At 63.6% G+C, this 13,056-nt stretch carries 16 protein-coding genes; 7 read left to right on the forward strand and 9 right to left on the reverse strand.

What is annotated here, in order from left to right:
• Positions 1-14 precede the first annotated feature (14 nt).
• Together NKJ09_RS10100 and NKJ09_RS10105 are read left to right on the forward strand one after the other, a co-directional pair.
• Entirely contained in the window at positions 15-803 is a 789-nt protein-coding gene (locus NKJ09_RS10100) for a hypothetical protein (protein ID WP_352495034.1), read from the forward strand.
• A gap of 233 nt (positions 804-1,036) precedes the next feature.
• The gene (locus NKJ09_RS10105) at positions 1,037-2,137 is read left to right on the forward strand and encodes a GGDEF domain-containing protein (protein WP_023718195.1); all 1,101 of its coding nucleotides are present in this window, start codon (positions 1,037-1,039) and stop codon (positions 2,135-2,137) included.
• On the opposite strand, the gene NKJ09_RS10110 is transcribed toward NKJ09_RS10105, so the two are convergent.
• Entirely contained in the window at positions 2,127-3,158 is a 1,032-nt protein-coding gene (locus NKJ09_RS10110; protein WP_352495035.1) for a 2-dehydropantoate 2-reductase, read from the reverse strand. The two genes, NKJ09_RS10105 and NKJ09_RS10110, sit on opposite strands and share 11 nt — an antisense overlap.
• A gap of 129 nt (positions 3,159-3,287) precedes the next feature.
• Between NKJ09_RS10110 and dapE the strand changes: the two genes are divergently transcribed.
• Positions 3,288-4,487, forward strand: coding sequence for a succinyl-diaminopimelate desuccinylase (gene dapE, locus NKJ09_RS10115; protein WP_352484327.1), 1,200 nt, complete (start codon positions 3,288-3,290; stop codon positions 4,485-4,487).
• A 2-nt stretch (positions 4,488-4,489) separates the two neighbouring features.
• Positions 4,490-5,098 carry a hypothetical protein gene (locus NKJ09_RS10120; RefSeq protein ID WP_023718193.1) on the forward strand — a complete coding sequence of 203 codons (609 nt, stop codon included), beginning with the start codon at positions 4,490-4,492 and terminating at the stop codon, positions 5,096-5,098.
• Here NKJ09_RS10120 and truA read toward each other — a convergent pair.
• The 4 genes from truA to def are packed head-to-tail and all read right to left on the reverse strand — an operon-like array spanning position 5,080 to position 7,836.
• Positions 5,080-5,835 carry a tRNA pseudouridine(38-40) synthase TruA gene (truA, locus tag NKJ09_RS10125; protein WP_023718192.1) on the reverse strand — a complete coding sequence of 252 codons (756 nt, stop codon included), beginning with the start codon at positions 5,833-5,835 and terminating at the stop codon, positions 5,080-5,082. The genes NKJ09_RS10120 and truA overlap by 19 nt on opposite strands.
• An 18-nt stretch (positions 5,836-5,853) precedes the next feature.
• Entirely contained in the window at positions 5,854-6,363 is a 510-nt protein-coding gene (locus NKJ09_RS10130) for a GNAT family N-acetyltransferase (RefSeq protein WP_292662840.1), read from the reverse strand.
• On the reverse strand, positions 6,360-7,289 hold the full coding sequence (fmt, locus tag NKJ09_RS10135) for a methionyl-tRNA formyltransferase (protein ID WP_352495111.1): 930 nt from the start codon (positions 7,287-7,289) through the stop codon (positions 6,360-6,362). Before fmt ends, NKJ09_RS10130 begins: the two co-directional genes overlap by 4 nt.
• Positions 7,290-7,305: 16 nt before the next feature.
• Positions 7,306-7,836, reverse strand: a complete 531-nt coding sequence (def, locus tag NKJ09_RS10140) for a peptide deformylase (RefSeq protein WP_023718189.1) — start codon at positions 7,834-7,836, stop codon at positions 7,306-7,308.
• Between the two features lie 103 nt (positions 7,837-7,939).
• Here def and NKJ09_RS10145 point away from each other — a divergent pair, with 103 nt between their 5' ends.
• Positions 7,940-9,202, forward strand: a complete 1,263-nt coding sequence (locus NKJ09_RS10145; protein WP_352495036.1) for a DNA recombination protein RmuC — start codon at positions 7,940-7,942, stop codon at positions 9,200-9,202.
• 43 nt (positions 9,203-9,245) lie between these two features.
• Here the strand turns inward: NKJ09_RS10145 and NKJ09_RS10150 are convergent, their stop codons facing one another.
• The 3 genes from NKJ09_RS10150 to NKJ09_RS10160 form a co-directional block, all read right to left on the reverse strand.
• Positions 9,246-9,650 carry a GFA family protein gene (locus tag NKJ09_RS10150; RefSeq protein WP_352484328.1) on the reverse strand — a complete coding sequence of 135 codons (405 nt, stop codon included), beginning with the start codon at positions 9,648-9,650 and terminating at the stop codon, positions 9,246-9,248.
• A 67-nt stretch (positions 9,651-9,717) separates the two neighbouring features.
• Positions 9,718-10,680, reverse strand: a complete 963-nt coding sequence (locus NKJ09_RS10155) for a cation diffusion facilitator family transporter (RefSeq protein WP_352484329.1) — start codon at positions 10,678-10,680, stop codon at positions 9,718-9,720.
• A gap of 106 nt (positions 10,681-10,786) precedes the next feature.
• Positions 10,787-11,596 (reverse strand): transglutaminase-like domain-containing protein, encoded by an 810-nt coding sequence (locus NKJ09_RS10160; protein WP_023718185.1) that lies wholly within the window; start codon positions 11,594-11,596, stop codon positions 10,787-10,789.
• 215 nt (positions 11,597-11,811) lie between these two features.
• On the opposite strand from NKJ09_RS10160, the gene NKJ09_RS10165 reads away from it, so the two are divergent.
• Both NKJ09_RS10165 and sugE read left to right on the forward strand, forming a co-directional pair.
• Positions 11,812-11,937, forward strand: a complete 126-nt coding sequence (locus NKJ09_RS10165) for a hypothetical protein (protein ID WP_013528464.1) — start codon at positions 11,812-11,814, stop codon at positions 11,935-11,937.
• 153 nt (positions 11,938-12,090) lie between these two features.
• Positions 12,091-12,405: a quaternary ammonium compound efflux SMR transporter SugE gene (gene sugE / locus NKJ09_RS10170; protein ID WP_352484330.1), complete on the forward strand. Its 315-nt coding sequence runs from the start codon at positions 12,091-12,093 to the stop codon at positions 12,403-12,405.
• Positions 12,406-12,488: 83 nt separating this feature from the next.
• Here sugE and NKJ09_RS10175 read toward each other — a convergent pair whose 3' ends face one another.
• Positions 12,489-12,917 carry a DUF6481 family protein gene (locus tag NKJ09_RS10175; RefSeq protein ID WP_352484331.1) on the reverse strand — a complete coding sequence of 143 codons (429 nt, stop codon included), beginning with the start codon at positions 12,915-12,917 and terminating at the stop codon, positions 12,489-12,491.
• Positions 12,918-13,056 lie beyond the last annotated feature (139 nt).

Consider the following 13,056-nt stretch of genomic DNA (forward strand, 5'->3'; position numbering starts at 1 on the left):
TCGGACATTTCGTCATGCGCTACCGCTCGCTTGATTCGAAACTGATCCTCGAAACCGCCGAACGGCTGGAAGAGCGCGTCGCCGAGCGCTTTCCCGATGCAGGCCTGCGCGGCGTCGCCGCCGAGCTCGTGTCGCTGTCGCGCGATCTGGCAAAGGCAGCCAAGGCGCTGGAGGCGCCGATCTGGTGGCTGCGCGGCCTCATCATCGCCGCTTTCGTCATCGGAGCGCTGATGTTCCTGTTCGTCGGCACAATCCTGCCGCTCGGCCGCATCTCGGGAAACCACGATGCCTTCCAGTCGGTGCAAGGCATCGAAGCCTCCCTCAACATGATCATCCTCGCCGTGCTGGGCTTCCTGGCCCTGATCCGCTCCGAGGAGCGGATCAAGCGCAAGCGGGTGTTCCGCCAACTTCACGGGCTGCGGTCGCTCATCCACGTCATCGACATGCACCAGCTGACCAAGGATCCGGCAGCACTTTCAGCCAGTTTCAAGCCGACTGCACATTCGCCAGCCCGCATCACCAACGCCGCCGACCTTGCCCGCTATCTCGACTATTGCTCCGAAATGTTGTCGATCACCGGCAAGATCGCCGCGCTGTTTGCCCAGTCGGTCAATGACGCCGTGGTCATCGATGGCGTCAATGACATCGAGAACCTGGCGTCGAACCTGTCGCGAAAGATCTGGCAGAAGATCACGCTGATCGAAACCCCTCATGGGCAGCCGGCACATGCGAAGAAAACCGATCCCGAGCCGGGTCCGCCGCGTCGGCCTGCAGTCCGCAGACGACCGGGGCCGGCAAGCTAAGACCCGCGAGCCGGCGGCAGATCCGCTAGAGCGGCAGAGCGGGGAGTTCCGAAACCCCGGTTTTGCGCCGGACGCTCTAAGCGAATGTTAATCACCCTGGCCCAGCATGCCGGCGAAAACTGTGTCGACCGGCACGGAGCGCTCGACTGGCAAGCGACCTATCCCTGACCACCAAGGAGCCGCGCAAAACGTGGAGCGCCGCCGCTCGCCTGTTTGCCTGGTTCTCTTCGCCGATGAGATTGGAACCGGAAGCCGTCCGCGCCCGGCTTCTCGACACCACTTTCGACCGCAAATTCGCAGTCTTGTTCGGCACCATCAGCGTTTTGGTGGTTGCGGTCAGCGCCGCACTTGCCACGAAGGATTGGTGGCCCTACGCCTGGATCGCAGCCGACCTGATGCTTTTCGTCGTCCGCGTTCTGCTGATGCGGGAATGCGAGCAGGCCCGCAGGCGCGGCTCGAAAGGGCCGCTGGCGGGCCTGATGGCAGCCAGCGGTGTATGGTCGGTCGTTTTCGGCCTCGGCTGCTATGGCTGTGTTGCCAGCGGGAATATGGCGCTTTCCGTACTTGCCGCCTTGAATGTCGCAGGTGTCGTTGGCGTGGTGTCGTCACGCAATGCGGCCACCCCGCGCTTCGCCATATTCGTCATGTTGGCCGTAAGCCTGCCTTACGTGGTCGGTGCATTGTTTTCCGCAGCGCCCGGAATGCCGATCGTCGGAATTCAAACGCCGTTCTATGTGGCCGGCGTCATCATCGTGCTGCTTCAGAACCACGCAATCAACGCCCGCATGATCCGCGCCGAGCTGGACAATCGCGACCTAGCGATCAAGGACGCGCTGACCGGCCTGCCAAACCGCATCTTCCTGCAGGAAAAATTGCGCGACATGTGCCGCGACCTTGCGGCGCCGGCCGCCAATGGCGGCAAGCCGTTTGCCGTGCTCAGCATGGACCTCGACGGCTTCAAACAGGTCAACGACCGTTTTGGTCATGCGGTCGGCGACGTGCTGCTGCGCAAGGTGGCCGAACGATTGAAGCGCGGCTTCCGGCCGGGGGACGTGGTCTTCCGTATCGGCGGCGACGAATTCGTCATCCTTTTGCCCGCAACCTCGGAGATCGAGGCCACCTATCTGGCAAAGCGGGCCATCGAAAAGGTCTCGGTGCCTTTCGACCTCGGGGTCGGTTCCGCCATCCATGTCGGCTTGAGCGTCGGCAGCGCCTTTGCACCCGCCGACGGCGGCGATCCGGAAATCCTGCTCACCTGTTCCGACCATGCACTCTACGAAGCCAAGCGCACCGGCAAGGGCCGTTATTGGGCGCCTGTGCGGGCTACGATCTGACGGTCGCAGCGACAGCTTCCGGCGGCAAGCAAGGCGATCCGCGCCTCTCCTGCTCGGCCGCGCGCACCAGTGCAGTGACATGCTTCAGCAAAGGCGCCGGCGTGCCGGCCTTTTCGGCCAAACGCAGGACCGCGCCTTGCAGTTCGCCGATCTCCGTCGACCGGCGGCGCCGCAGGTCATCCCACATCGACGAACGCGCGGCCGGATCGATGGCAAGCATCCGCCGCGCCAAGAACTTGAACAGCCCGTCGGGCAGGCGAAGCACTTTCGGCAGCAGTGCGGGACGCAGGCCGGCGATGCGAGCGGGTTCGATGCCTGTCGCCGTCATTGCCGCCAATGCTTCGTCGATCTGACCGGCCAGGATCAGCCGCCAGCGGCGATCGGCAAGCTCTGCCGCCAGCGGCAGACCGGAAAGCGCCACCAGCGCGTTGTTGAGGTTGAGCAGCAGCTTGTCCCATAACACCGCGTCGATGTCACCATGCGTCGCGACGGCAAACCCCTCGACATCAAGCAGTTCGTCAAGGCCCGCCGAGCCCTGTTCGATCATCACTTTGCCGCCGCTGGCGCGGTGCAGGCGAAGCGGCAATTCGCCCTCCGGCGATTGGACCACGTTGAACGGCACCATGCCCGCGAGCACCGGCTGGGCGGTGAGATGGGCTCGCAATTTATCGGCATTGTCGACGCCGTTCTGCAGGCTGAGTATCACCACGTCCGGTCGGGCATGGGCGGCAATCAGCCCGGCCATGTCTTGCGTCGCGCCGCTCTTGACCGTTACCAAAATGACATCGGCATCGGAGAATGCTACCGCCGGATCGGCGGTGACCGACAATGCGTCCGGTTTGACAGAACGGTCGCGGCCGTCAGGGTCGGTGATGCGCAATCCAGCTTCTTGCAGGGCCTTCTCGACGCGCGGTCGCGCCAGCAGAAACACCTTTCGCCCGGCAAGTATCAGGCAGCCGCCGGCGTAGCAGCCGATACTGCCGGCACCGGCGATTACGATCGTCTTGCCACGCGTGACCATGCGATGGCCCTGTTCTGGTCGAGAGACCTTGCCGCAATTATACGACATGAAAACCATAATGTCGGCGGCATGGCTGGCCCTCACGTCTGGCCGTGACAGACCTTGCGCTTTCGACTATCGCTTTTGCCCATGATGCTGCCTACCGATCCGGTTAGAAATCTCGCTGCACTCATCCGCTGTGCTTCCGTGACGCCCGCCGAAGGCGGTGCGCTGCGCGCGCTGGAGGCGATGTTGAAGCCGCTCGGCTTTGCGGTCGAGCGACCGGTGTTTTCCGAAGCCGGCACACCGGACATCGAGAACCTTTACGCGCGGCGTTCCGGCAATGGCCCGCATCTGATGTTTGCCGGCCATACCGACGTGGTGCCGGTGGGCGACGAGGCAGCCTGGACGCACCCGCCCTTTGGCGCCGAGATCGCCAATGGCGAGATGTTCGGCCGCGGCGCCGTCGACATGAAGGGCGGCATTGCTTGTTTCGTCGCGGCGGTGGCGCGACATGTCGAGCAGAAGGGCGGCCCGAAGGGGTCGGTCTCGCTGCTGATAACCGGCGATGAGGAAGGCCCGGCGATCAACGGCACGACGAAGCTGCTCGAATGGGCGGCCGCCAAAGGCGAGAAATGGGATGCCTCGATCGTCGGCGAGCCTACCAATCCCGACGCGCTTGGCGATATGATCAAGATCGGCCGGCGCGGCTCGCTATCGGGCACGGTCGTCGTCAACGGCCGCCAGGGCCACGCCGCCTATCCGCAGCTAGCCGACAATCCGGTGCGCGGCCTGGTGACGCTGGTCGACGCCTTGCTGCACCCCGTCTTCGACAACGGAACAAGGGATTTCCAGCCGACGAACCTTGAGGTGACCTCCATCGATGTCGGCAATCCCGCCACCAACGTCATCCCGGCGAAGGCAGCAGCTACCTTCAATATCCGCTTCAACGACACATGGACCGCCGAGACGATCCAGGCCGAGATCCACAACCGCCTCGACCGGGCGGCGAAACGCAAGAAATACCGCGCCGGCAAGAAGACGCCGGTCGACTACGAGATCGTCTGGCGCGACGGGCCGAGCCATGTTTTCCTGACACGCGACGACAGGCTGATCGAGACGCTTGGCGGTTCGGTCAAAGCGGTGACCGGCAGGAAGCCGGCGCTCTCCACCTCCGGCGGCACCTCCGATGCCCGCTTTATCAAGGATTATTGTCCGGTGGTCGAATTCGGCCTGGTCGGCAAGACCATGCACATGGTCGACGAACGTGTGGCGATTGCCGATCTCGAGACGCTGACGCAGATTTATCTGCGCTTCGTTGAAGACTGGTTTGCGCAGGACATATCCTAGGGATGCTTTCAGCGGATGAAACCTATGCTTCGCTTGCCGGCGCCTGGCGGCTGATGCTCGGCAAGGCCGACGGATTTCGCCTGCTCGACCTTTCGGCGGACGGTTTCTGGAACTCCTTTTTTGCCATCGTCGTCGCGGCGCCGGCATTGATCGTCGGCTGGGTCGGCATTGCCAACGAGATCGGCGATCCCGACGCATTCGTCGGCCGTTTCAGCATGTTGATCCGGCTGGCCACCGTCGATATCGGCGCCTGGGTGCTGCCGCTCATCGGCCTGGCCCTGGTCGCGCCGCGGGTCGGCGTCGGCAGCCGTTTCGTCCATTATGTCGTCGCCAGCAACTGGGCCTCGGCGATCATCGCCTGGATGATGCTGCCATCGGCGTTGATCCGGCTTTTCCTGACATCGGCCAACGAAGTCTCCGGGCTGGTGTCGCTGCTGCTGTTCGCGCTGTCAATGGTATTGACCTGGCGGATGACCAACGTTGCCATCGGCAGGGGTGCGGCTGTCGGCAGCGCTGTTTTTGCCGGCATGTTCGTGGCGTCGCTGATCGTCCTGTTCGGCCTGCAGGCGCTGCTCGGTATCAGCGTGCCGGATCAGCCAGGCGTCGGATAATCGACGCCGACTAGAAACAGCCCGTCGGGCGGCGCCACCTGACCGCAGGCCGCACGGTCGCGCGCCTCGAGCGCGGCCTTGAGGTCGGCAATGGCCCAGCCGCCTTCGCCGACACGTTTGAGCGAGCCGACCATCGAGCGCACCTGGTTGTGCAGGAATGACCGCGCCGAAGCGCGGACTTCGATGAAATCGCCCGCCCGGCTGACATCCAGCCGGTCGAGCGTGCGGACCGGGCTGGTGGCTTGGCACTGGGTCGAGCGGAAGGTGGTGAAATCATGCCGGCCAAGCAGCACTTTTGCCGCTTCGTGCATGGCGGCGGCATCGAGCTGCTTCGGTACCCACCAGATCTTGCCCTTGTCGAGCGCTGCTGGCGCGCGGCGGTTGACGATACGGTAGAGATAGTGGCGGCCGATCGCCGAGAAACGCGCATCGAAGCCATCCGGCACGACGGCGGCCTTCAGGATGGCGATGTGCGCCTTGGCCGCTTGCAGATGCGCGTTGACGGCGTCGCGCACCTTGTCGCCGGGCCATGCCTTGACCAGATCGACATGCGCCACCTGAGCGGTCGCATGGACACCGGCATCGGTGCGGCCGGCGGCGCGCAGAGAGACCTGCTCGCCGCAGAACTTCTCGATCGCCTGCTCGATCGCCTGCTGCACCGAAGGCTGATTGGCCTGGCGTTGCCAGCCGGCAAAGAGACTGCCGTCATATTCGATGTCGAGGCGAAAACGCGGCATTCCCGGATCGAGGCGAAATCAGGCGGCGAGGGCTGAGCCGAAGGCCGAGGCGTAGACCAGCCTGCCGGTCTCCGGCGCCTCGCCCCAGGCAAGCGCCTGCAAAGCCTCGCCTTGGTAGTCGCTCTCGAATTTCGCTGCACGGGCGCGGCTGTAGCCGAAGCGGCCATAGTAGGCCGGATCGCCGAGCACCACAGCGAGCGTCTCGCCGGCGGCTTTCAGGCGGATATGAGCCTCTCGGACCAGGGCACCGCCGATGCCGGTGCCGTGGAACGACGGCTCGACTGCCAGCGGCGCCAGCGCGACTGCCGGGAAGCTCTTGCCGCCATTCTGCACGAAGAGCCGTGAAAACAGGATATGGCCGACCACTTGCCCGTCTTCGTCCGCCACCAGTTCGACGACGGCATCACCGCCGGTGACCAGCGCGTCGACCAGTCCGGCCTCCGCCTGCTGGCCGAATGCGTGTTCTTCGACAAGGCGGATCGCCTCGCGGTCCCGCGGCGTCGCCGCGCGTATGGACATCATGCTCATGACAATTTCATCCCTTTTTCGAGCTTGGCCCCGCGCAGAAACTCCTGCGCGGCAATGGGCCTTCCGCCCGCACGTTGAACTTCGACCAGCCTGATCGCGCCTGACCCGCAGGCAACCGTCAGCCGGTCATCGAGAATTCCTCCCGGTTCGCCGGCGCCTTGCGAGAGCGTCGAGCGAAGCAGTTTCAGCCGTTCCATGCGGCCGCCGATTTCGGCCTCGCACCATGCACCGGGAAAGGGCGACAGGCCGCGAATCTGGTTGTGCACGTCGCCGGCAGGTCGCAGCCAGTCTATGCGAGTCTCCGATTTATCGATCTTCTTGGCGTAGGTCACCCCCACCTCCGCCTGTGTGGTAAATGTCAGCGTATTCCGCTCGAGCCGTTCGAGCGCTTGCACCATCAGCGCAGCACCCAGGATCATCAGCCGGTCGTGCAGATCGCCGGCCGTCATGTCGGGTCCAATGGCGCATTTTTCAACCATTGCCACAGGCCCGGTGTCGAGGCCTTCCTCCATCCGCATCACCATCATGCCCGTCTCGGTATCGCCGGCCATGATGGCGCGCTGGATAGGGGCAGCGCCGCGCCAGCGCGGCAATAGCGATGCGTGGCCATTGAGGCAACCGAGCCGCGGCGCCTCGAGAATAGGTTTGGGCAGAAGCAGCCCGTAGGCGACGACCACGGCGACATCGGCGCGCAAGGTGCGGAACGCCTGCTGCTCCGCCTCGCTCTTCAGCGACACCGGCGACCGCACCTCGATGCCAAGCCGCTCCGCCTCACGCTGCACCGGCGACGGCGTCAGCTCGAGCCCGCGCCGGCCTGCGGCGCGCGGCGGCTGCGTGTAGACGGCTGCCAATTCATGCCCTGCCCCGGCGATCGCTCGCAGCGTCTGCACGGAGAATTCGGGCGTACCCATCAAGATGACACGCAGGGGCATTCGTCGACCCCTATCCCACCATCTTGCCCGGCGCCTTGTCCCTGGCGAGCTTCTTGAATTTCTTCACCACCATGTCGCGCTTCAGCTTGGAGATGTGGTCGATGAACAGCACGCCGTTTAGGTGGTCGATCTCATGCTGCAGGCAGGTCGCCATCAGCCCCTCGGCCTCGATCTCCTGCAGCTTGCCGTCGCGATCGAGATACTTCACCCGCACCGCTGCCGGACGCTCGACCTCGGCATAGTAATCCGGGATCGACAGGCAGCCTTCCTCGTAGACCGAACGCTGGTCGGAGCTGTCGAGGATTTCGGGATTGATGAAGACGTGCGGTGCCGGCGTCTCGTCCTCCTTGGCGAGGTCGATCACCAGCAAGCGCAAGGGTTCGCCGACCTGGATCGCCGCGAGGCCGATGCCGGGCGCGTCATACATGGTGTCCAGCATGTCGCCGGCCAGTTTACGCAAATCACCGTCGACACGCTCGACCGGTTTTGAAACCTGACGCAGGACGGGATCGGGGAGGATGATAAGCGGCTTGATCGACATGGCGTCTCACCTAAGACCTCGCAGGAAAAGCGTCAACCGGGACGCCTTCTGGTCGTTCACGTTTTGATCTGTGCCGCCAGACCGAATCATCTATGCTGTCGGCATGAACGATCTGGCCACCATCCTGTCCGAACCTGTCGCCCGCCTCGGCGCCACCACGATCACGCTCGGCCATGCCCTGGGTTTCGGCGCAATGCTGTTCCTCGGCCTGTTCGTGGCGCTCGTCATTGCGCTCTGGCGATCGGCCAAGGCGCGTGCAATGGCGACCGCCGAAGCCGCCGACCACGCCCGCGACGCCGAGGTGCGGATGGCCGGCATCTTGGCAAGCCAGGCGGAAATGCAGGGCCGTATGGGCGCTATCGCCGAAGTGTTCGGGGCGCGTCAGGCCGAACTGACCCAGTCGATCGGCCAGCGCCTCGACGCCATGACCGGCCGCCTCGGCCAGACCATGACCGAGCAGACGAGATCGACGCATGAGAGCCTCGCCAAGCTGCAGGAGCGGCTGGCGGTCATCGATATCGCGCAAGGCAACATCCAGTCGCTGGCCGGCCAGGTCGTGCAATTGCAGGCGATCCTTTCCAACAAGCAGACGCGCGGCGCCTTCGGCCAGTCGCGTATGGAAGCCATCGTCGCCGACGGATTGCCCCACGGCGCCTATGAATTCCAGGCGACCTTGTCGAATGGCAGCCGGCCCGACTGCCTGGTGAAGATGCCGAACGGCGCACCGTCGCTTGCCATCGATGCAAAGTTTCCACTCGAGGCCTGGAATGCCATCCGTGCCGCCGAAGGCGCCGACCTGCAGAAGTCCGCCGCTCAGGCTTTCCGCCGCGACATCGAGGTGCATGTCCGGGATATTTCCGAAAAATACCTGATCCAGGGCGAGACGCAGGACACTGCCTTCATGTTCGTGCCCTCGGAATCGGTGTTCGCCGAAATCCACGAGAATTTCGAGGCCGTTGTCCAAAAGGCGCATCGATCGCGGATCGTCATCGTCTCGCCATCGCTTTTGATGCTGTCGATCCAGGTCATCCAGGCGATCCTCAAGGATGCCCGTATGCGCGAGCAGGCGCACCTGATCCAGGGCGAGGTCATCCGGCTGATGGAAGACGTCTCTCGGCTCGACGAGCGGGTGCGCAAATTGCAGACGCATTTCGGTCAATCGGCCAAGGATATCGAGGACATCCTCGTCTCGACATCGAAGGTGACCAGGCGCGGACAAAAGATCGAGGCGCTGGAGTTTGGCGTGCAGCCGGCGGAGGACACCGCTGGGTCGAATGGCAGCGGAGCAAAAGCGGAAAGCAGCGCGCGTGTTGCCGATTCGAAAACCGGGCAGCTGAGGCTAAGGGTCGTCGAAGGCGACGATTGAGAGCTACGCCGGAACCGGAGCCGAGGCTTCGCCCGGTCTGGCGCTACTGCTCCTCGATGATGGTTGTGCCTTCGAATTCCGGCAGCCAATGCAGCGCCGAGCGATGCCAGATCTGCTTTCTCGGCACCAGTTGATCGCGCTGCCATGCCGTGCCGACCCTGATGCCGTAAACCTTCGGTCCCGCGCCCGCCGACGTGGCGTAGAGATGCGAGCCGCACTCACCGCAAAATGCCTGAGCGCGCTTGGCACCACTCGAACCGGTCTTGATGTAGATTTTCGGCGCGCCCTTGGTGATCGTGTAATTGTCCTCGGACGCCGGCACGGTGACGCGAAAGGCCGTTCCGGTTAGCTTCTGACAATCGATGCAGTGACAAATGGTGGTCTTTTCCGGATCGACCTCGGCCTCGTAAGTAATGGCGCCGCAATGACACCCGCCGTCGATTTTCATCTTCGTTCCTCCTGGAGCTTTTGCGCGCAATCATAACCGGGACTGCCCGATGGCGCAGCCATTTTCCTCAGGCCGGCTCCCCTCCGGACGCCGCCAAGGCCTTGCTCCGCCGTTCCCAGGTGCCGGTGGTCTGCGGCTTGACGAACAGGCGCGTGACCTCCGGCATCTCCGCCTTCAGCCGTGTCTCGAGGCGTTCGACGCAGGTCTCTATCTCGGGCGCCGACAAGTGGTCCTCGAACTCGATGCTCAGAGCGGCGACGATCTCCTGAGGCCCCATATGGAGCGTCAGTACGCCATTTGCCCGCCGCACCGCCGGGTCCTGCTGGACAATGGCCAGCACTTTCATTTGCACCTCGGGCGAGGCCGGCTCGCCGAGCAGCAGGCTCTTGCTTTCGCGGGCCAGGAAGATCGCGGTCGCGCCCAGGATCAGCGCGATGCCGATCGACGCGGCGCCGTCGAGCTTCGGCATGTCCAGCAGTTCCGCCGCCAATATGCCGGCGAAGGCGACAACGAGGCCGAGAAGTGCCGCGCTGTCCTCGAAGAGTACGGTGTAGACACTCGGGTCCTTGCTGAGCTGCACCGCCTCGAGCCAGCCGTGGCTGCCTTTTTGGTGGCGGAACTCGTTCAGCGCCACCAGCCAGGAGGTGCCTTCGAACAGGAAGGAAAGGCCAAGTACAGCGTAGTTCACCTTTGCGTTGGCAATCGGCTCCGGCGCCATGATGTGCGTCACGCCTTCGTAGAACGATATGCCGGCGCCCAGTGCAAAGACGAGGAGCGCGACGATGAAGCTCCAGAAATACAGCTCGCGACCATGGCCTAGCGGATGCGTCCGATCGGCCGGCCGGGCGGCGCGGTGCATGCCGTAAAGCAGCAGGCTGCCATTGCCGGTATCGACGAGCGAGTGGACGCCTTCCGAGAGCATTGCCGAGCTGCCCGTGAACAAGGCAGCGGCGAATTTGGTCAGGGCGATCGCAAGATTGCCGGCGAGCGCCGCATAGATCACTTTTTTCGACCCGCCATGCGCCGCCATGGTGTGCTGCCTTGGTTGATGCACCGAGATTAGCGGAGCACGCCCACGCTCCACAGCTTGAACAACGCCCGAAGTGTCGAGTTGTTCAAAAGGGCAGCGCGAGAGGCTATTCGATGACCTCCTCCGTCCAGACCTTGAAGCCAGCCAGCGCGCCCGGTCCAAAAATGTGGGTGAGTGGGACATCGGCGGCATCGCGTCCGGAGGCAATCAGGATGCGGCCGATGCGCGGCGCGTTGTTGCGCGGGTCGAACGCGTGCCAGCGGCCGCCGAGATAAACCTCCATCCAGGCGGCGAAATCCATGTCCGACCACGGCTTTGGCAGGCCGATATCGCTGATATAACCGGTGCAGTAGCGGGTCGGGATGTTCAGGGCGCGGCAGAAGGCGACTGCGAGGTGGGCAAAGTCGCGGCACACACCACTCTGCTCGCGATAGGCTTCGGCTGCGGTGCGTGTCGGCCGTGCATTGAAATAGTTGAAGACGATATGGTTATGGACGAAGTCGCAGACCGCCTGGACGCGCGGGATGCCGAGCGGCGTATTGCCGAACAGCCGCCAGGCTTCGTTCGCCAGCACGTCGCTCTCGCAATAGCGGCTGGGCAGCAGGAACAGCAGCGTCTCCGACGGCAGATCGCGCACCTCATGCTGCCATGCCGTCAGCTCGCGCGTCTCGAAGGAGCCGGGGTCGCGGATGACCGCGTCCGTGCCGAACGCAAAGCGCCCGGCCGGCGCAACGAGACGGTTGCACCAATTGCCGAAACTGTCGCGATAGCTTTCGATCGGCACCGGCGGGTTCGACGTCAGGAAGTCCGGCCGCTCGAGATCGGATGCGCGCGAATAATGGACGTTGAGCATCGCGATCAGCGGTGTTTCCTGCGGGAAGTCGAAGCTCATCTGGCAACCGATGTGGATCCGCATTGTCGTCCTGACCGGACTGCGCGATCATCAGCCGGCGAAACGCAAGGGCTGATGCTGCAGTGCGAAGAGGACCATCGCACGGACCGCTGCGGTTTACGAGGGAATTAGAAACCGGTTGACAGCCATCGGCCAAGGCGACTGCACGGCAGCGGCCTCTTGCAGTCTAGCGTTTTCTCTTGTTTCACTTCGCCAGACATCAACCGGAGGAACGAATCATGGCTAAAGGTGCGATGAAGGCAGGCAAGGAAGCCCGCAAGCCGAAGAAGGACGCGAAGAAACCCGCTCCGGCGCCGGCCCTGAAGGCACCGCCGGTGAAGGCGATGAAGCTGAAGGACAAGTAGGGCCGCAGCTACCGTTTTGGCTTATTTCGACCGGCCGCAAATGCGGCCGGTATTGTTGTTCATTAAGCGCACGAGCATCCCATATGGATGCGGCGAAGATAGTTTTTGCGCTTTCAAGAGATCGGCCGGGAGCCATCGAAACGGAGCGTTCCGATGTCGTGGATTTTCCTGTTCTTCGCCGGCCTGTTCGAGATCGGCTGGGCGATCGGCCTAAAATACACCGACGGATTCTCGAAGCCGCTGCCAACCGTCCTGACGGTAGCCTCGATGATTGTCAGCCTGACCTTGCTCGGCCTGGCGCTGAAGGCACTGCCGGTCGGCACAGCCTATGCGGTATGGACCGGCATCGGCACCGTCGGCACGGCGCTGTTGGGGATATGGCTGCTCGGGGAGCCGGCGACCGCGATCAGGCTGGCCTGCATCGCGCTCATCGTTTGCGGCATTATGGGACTGAAGCTCGCGGCTTAAGTCGGCCCGACAGACCAAACGCCTTCAGGGCCGCTGCAAGGCGGCCCTGATTCTTGAATTCGGCCGATCAGCGCCGGAAGGCGCTATCGGGCGGAGAAGCCGGGCGGCGTCCTGCCGGTGCGCTGCTTGCGCGCGGCATAGCGTGCGTCACGCTTGGCCTTGCGTTCGGCCTCGTCGGCAAGAAAACGGGCGATGCGCTCGTTCTCTTCAGCTTCCCGGATCTTCGCTTCGGCCTGTGCTGCCTCTTCGGCGGCAATGCGTGCCGCTTCGGCAGCTGCCTCGCGCTCGGCCTTTTCGGCCGCTTCGCGCGCCAGCTTTTCCTGCTTCAGCCTGGCCTTTTCGGCCTCGCGTATCGCGCGGGCCTCGAGGACTGCCTTGCGCTCGGCCTGTCGTGCCAGCACCGCTGGATCATCTGCCGCCGGCTTTGCCTTGAAGCGCTCCAGAAGCGCCTTCTTTGCCTCGTTTGCGGCATTGCGCCGCTCGAAAACGTCTTTTTCCCTGTAGATAGCCAAGTCCACTTCCCTGGAGTCAATTTGCGAGGCTTACATACGCGTGAAAACCGAGAGTTCAAGCGCCAAAACGGTATGCCAGCCATGAAATTCTGATCTGTTGCAACCGGGAGACGCCATTTCGATCGAATTCGGCTGAAAG

Source organism: Mesorhizobium sp. M0189, from assembly GCF_040322135.1.
In the GTDB taxonomy this organism is placed as follows: domain Bacteria; phylum Pseudomonadota; class Alphaproteobacteria; order Rhizobiales; family Rhizobiaceae; genus Mesorhizobium.

Excerpts from the sequence above, each read along its gene's own strand:
- NKJ09_RS10150 (WP_352484328.1), bottom strand. The coding sequence starts at position 9,650 with ATGAAAATCGACGGCGGGTGTCATTGCGGCGCCATTACTTACGAGGCC.
- def (WP_023718189.1), bottom strand. The coding sequence starts at position 7,836 with ATGTCGATCAAGCCGCTTATCATCCTCCCCGATCCCGTCCTGCGTCAG.
- NKJ09_RS10120 (WP_023718193.1), top strand. The coding sequence starts at position 4,490 with ATGCTTTCAGCGGATGAAACCTATGCTTCGCTTGCCGGCGCCTGGCGG.
- dapE (WP_352484327.1), top strand. The coding sequence starts at position 3,288 with ATGATGCTGCCTACCGATCCGGTTAGAAATCTCGCTGCACTCATCCGC.
- NKJ09_RS10160 (WP_023718185.1), bottom strand. The coding sequence starts at position 11,596 with ATGCGGATCCACATCGGTTGCCAGATGAGCTTCGACTTCCCGCAGGAA.
- NKJ09_RS10130 (WP_292662840.1), bottom strand. The coding sequence starts at position 6,363 with ATGAGCATGATGTCCATACGCGCGGCGACGCCGCGGGACCGCGAGGCG.
- sugE (WP_352484330.1), top strand. The coding sequence starts at position 12,091 with ATGTCGTGGATTTTCCTGTTCTTCGCCGGCCTGTTCGAGATCGGCTGG.
- NKJ09_RS10105 (WP_023718195.1), top strand. The coding sequence starts at position 1,037 with ATGAGATTGGAACCGGAAGCCGTCCGCGCCCGGCTTCTCGACACCACT.
- truA (WP_023718192.1), bottom strand. The coding sequence starts at position 5,835 with ATGCCGCGTTTTCGCCTCGACATCGAATATGACGGCAGTCTCTTTGCC.
- NKJ09_RS10155 (WP_352484329.1), bottom strand. The coding sequence starts at position 10,680 with ATGGCGGCGCATGGCGGGTCGAAAAAAGTGATCTATGCGGCGCTCGCC.
- NKJ09_RS10145 (WP_352495036.1), top strand. The coding sequence starts at position 7,940 with ATGAACGATCTGGCCACCATCCTGTCCGAACCTGTCGCCCGCCTCGGC.
- NKJ09_RS10100 (WP_352495034.1), top strand. The coding sequence starts at position 15 with ATGCGCTACCGCTCGCTTGATTCGAAACTGATCCTCGAAACCGCCGAA.
- NKJ09_RS10110 (WP_352495035.1), bottom strand. The coding sequence starts at position 3,158 with ATGGTCACGCGTGGCAAGACGATCGTAATCGCCGGTGCCGGCAGTATC.
- NKJ09_RS10165 (WP_013528464.1), top strand. The coding sequence starts at position 11,812 with ATGGCTAAAGGTGCGATGAAGGCAGGCAAGGAAGCCCGCAAGCCGAAG.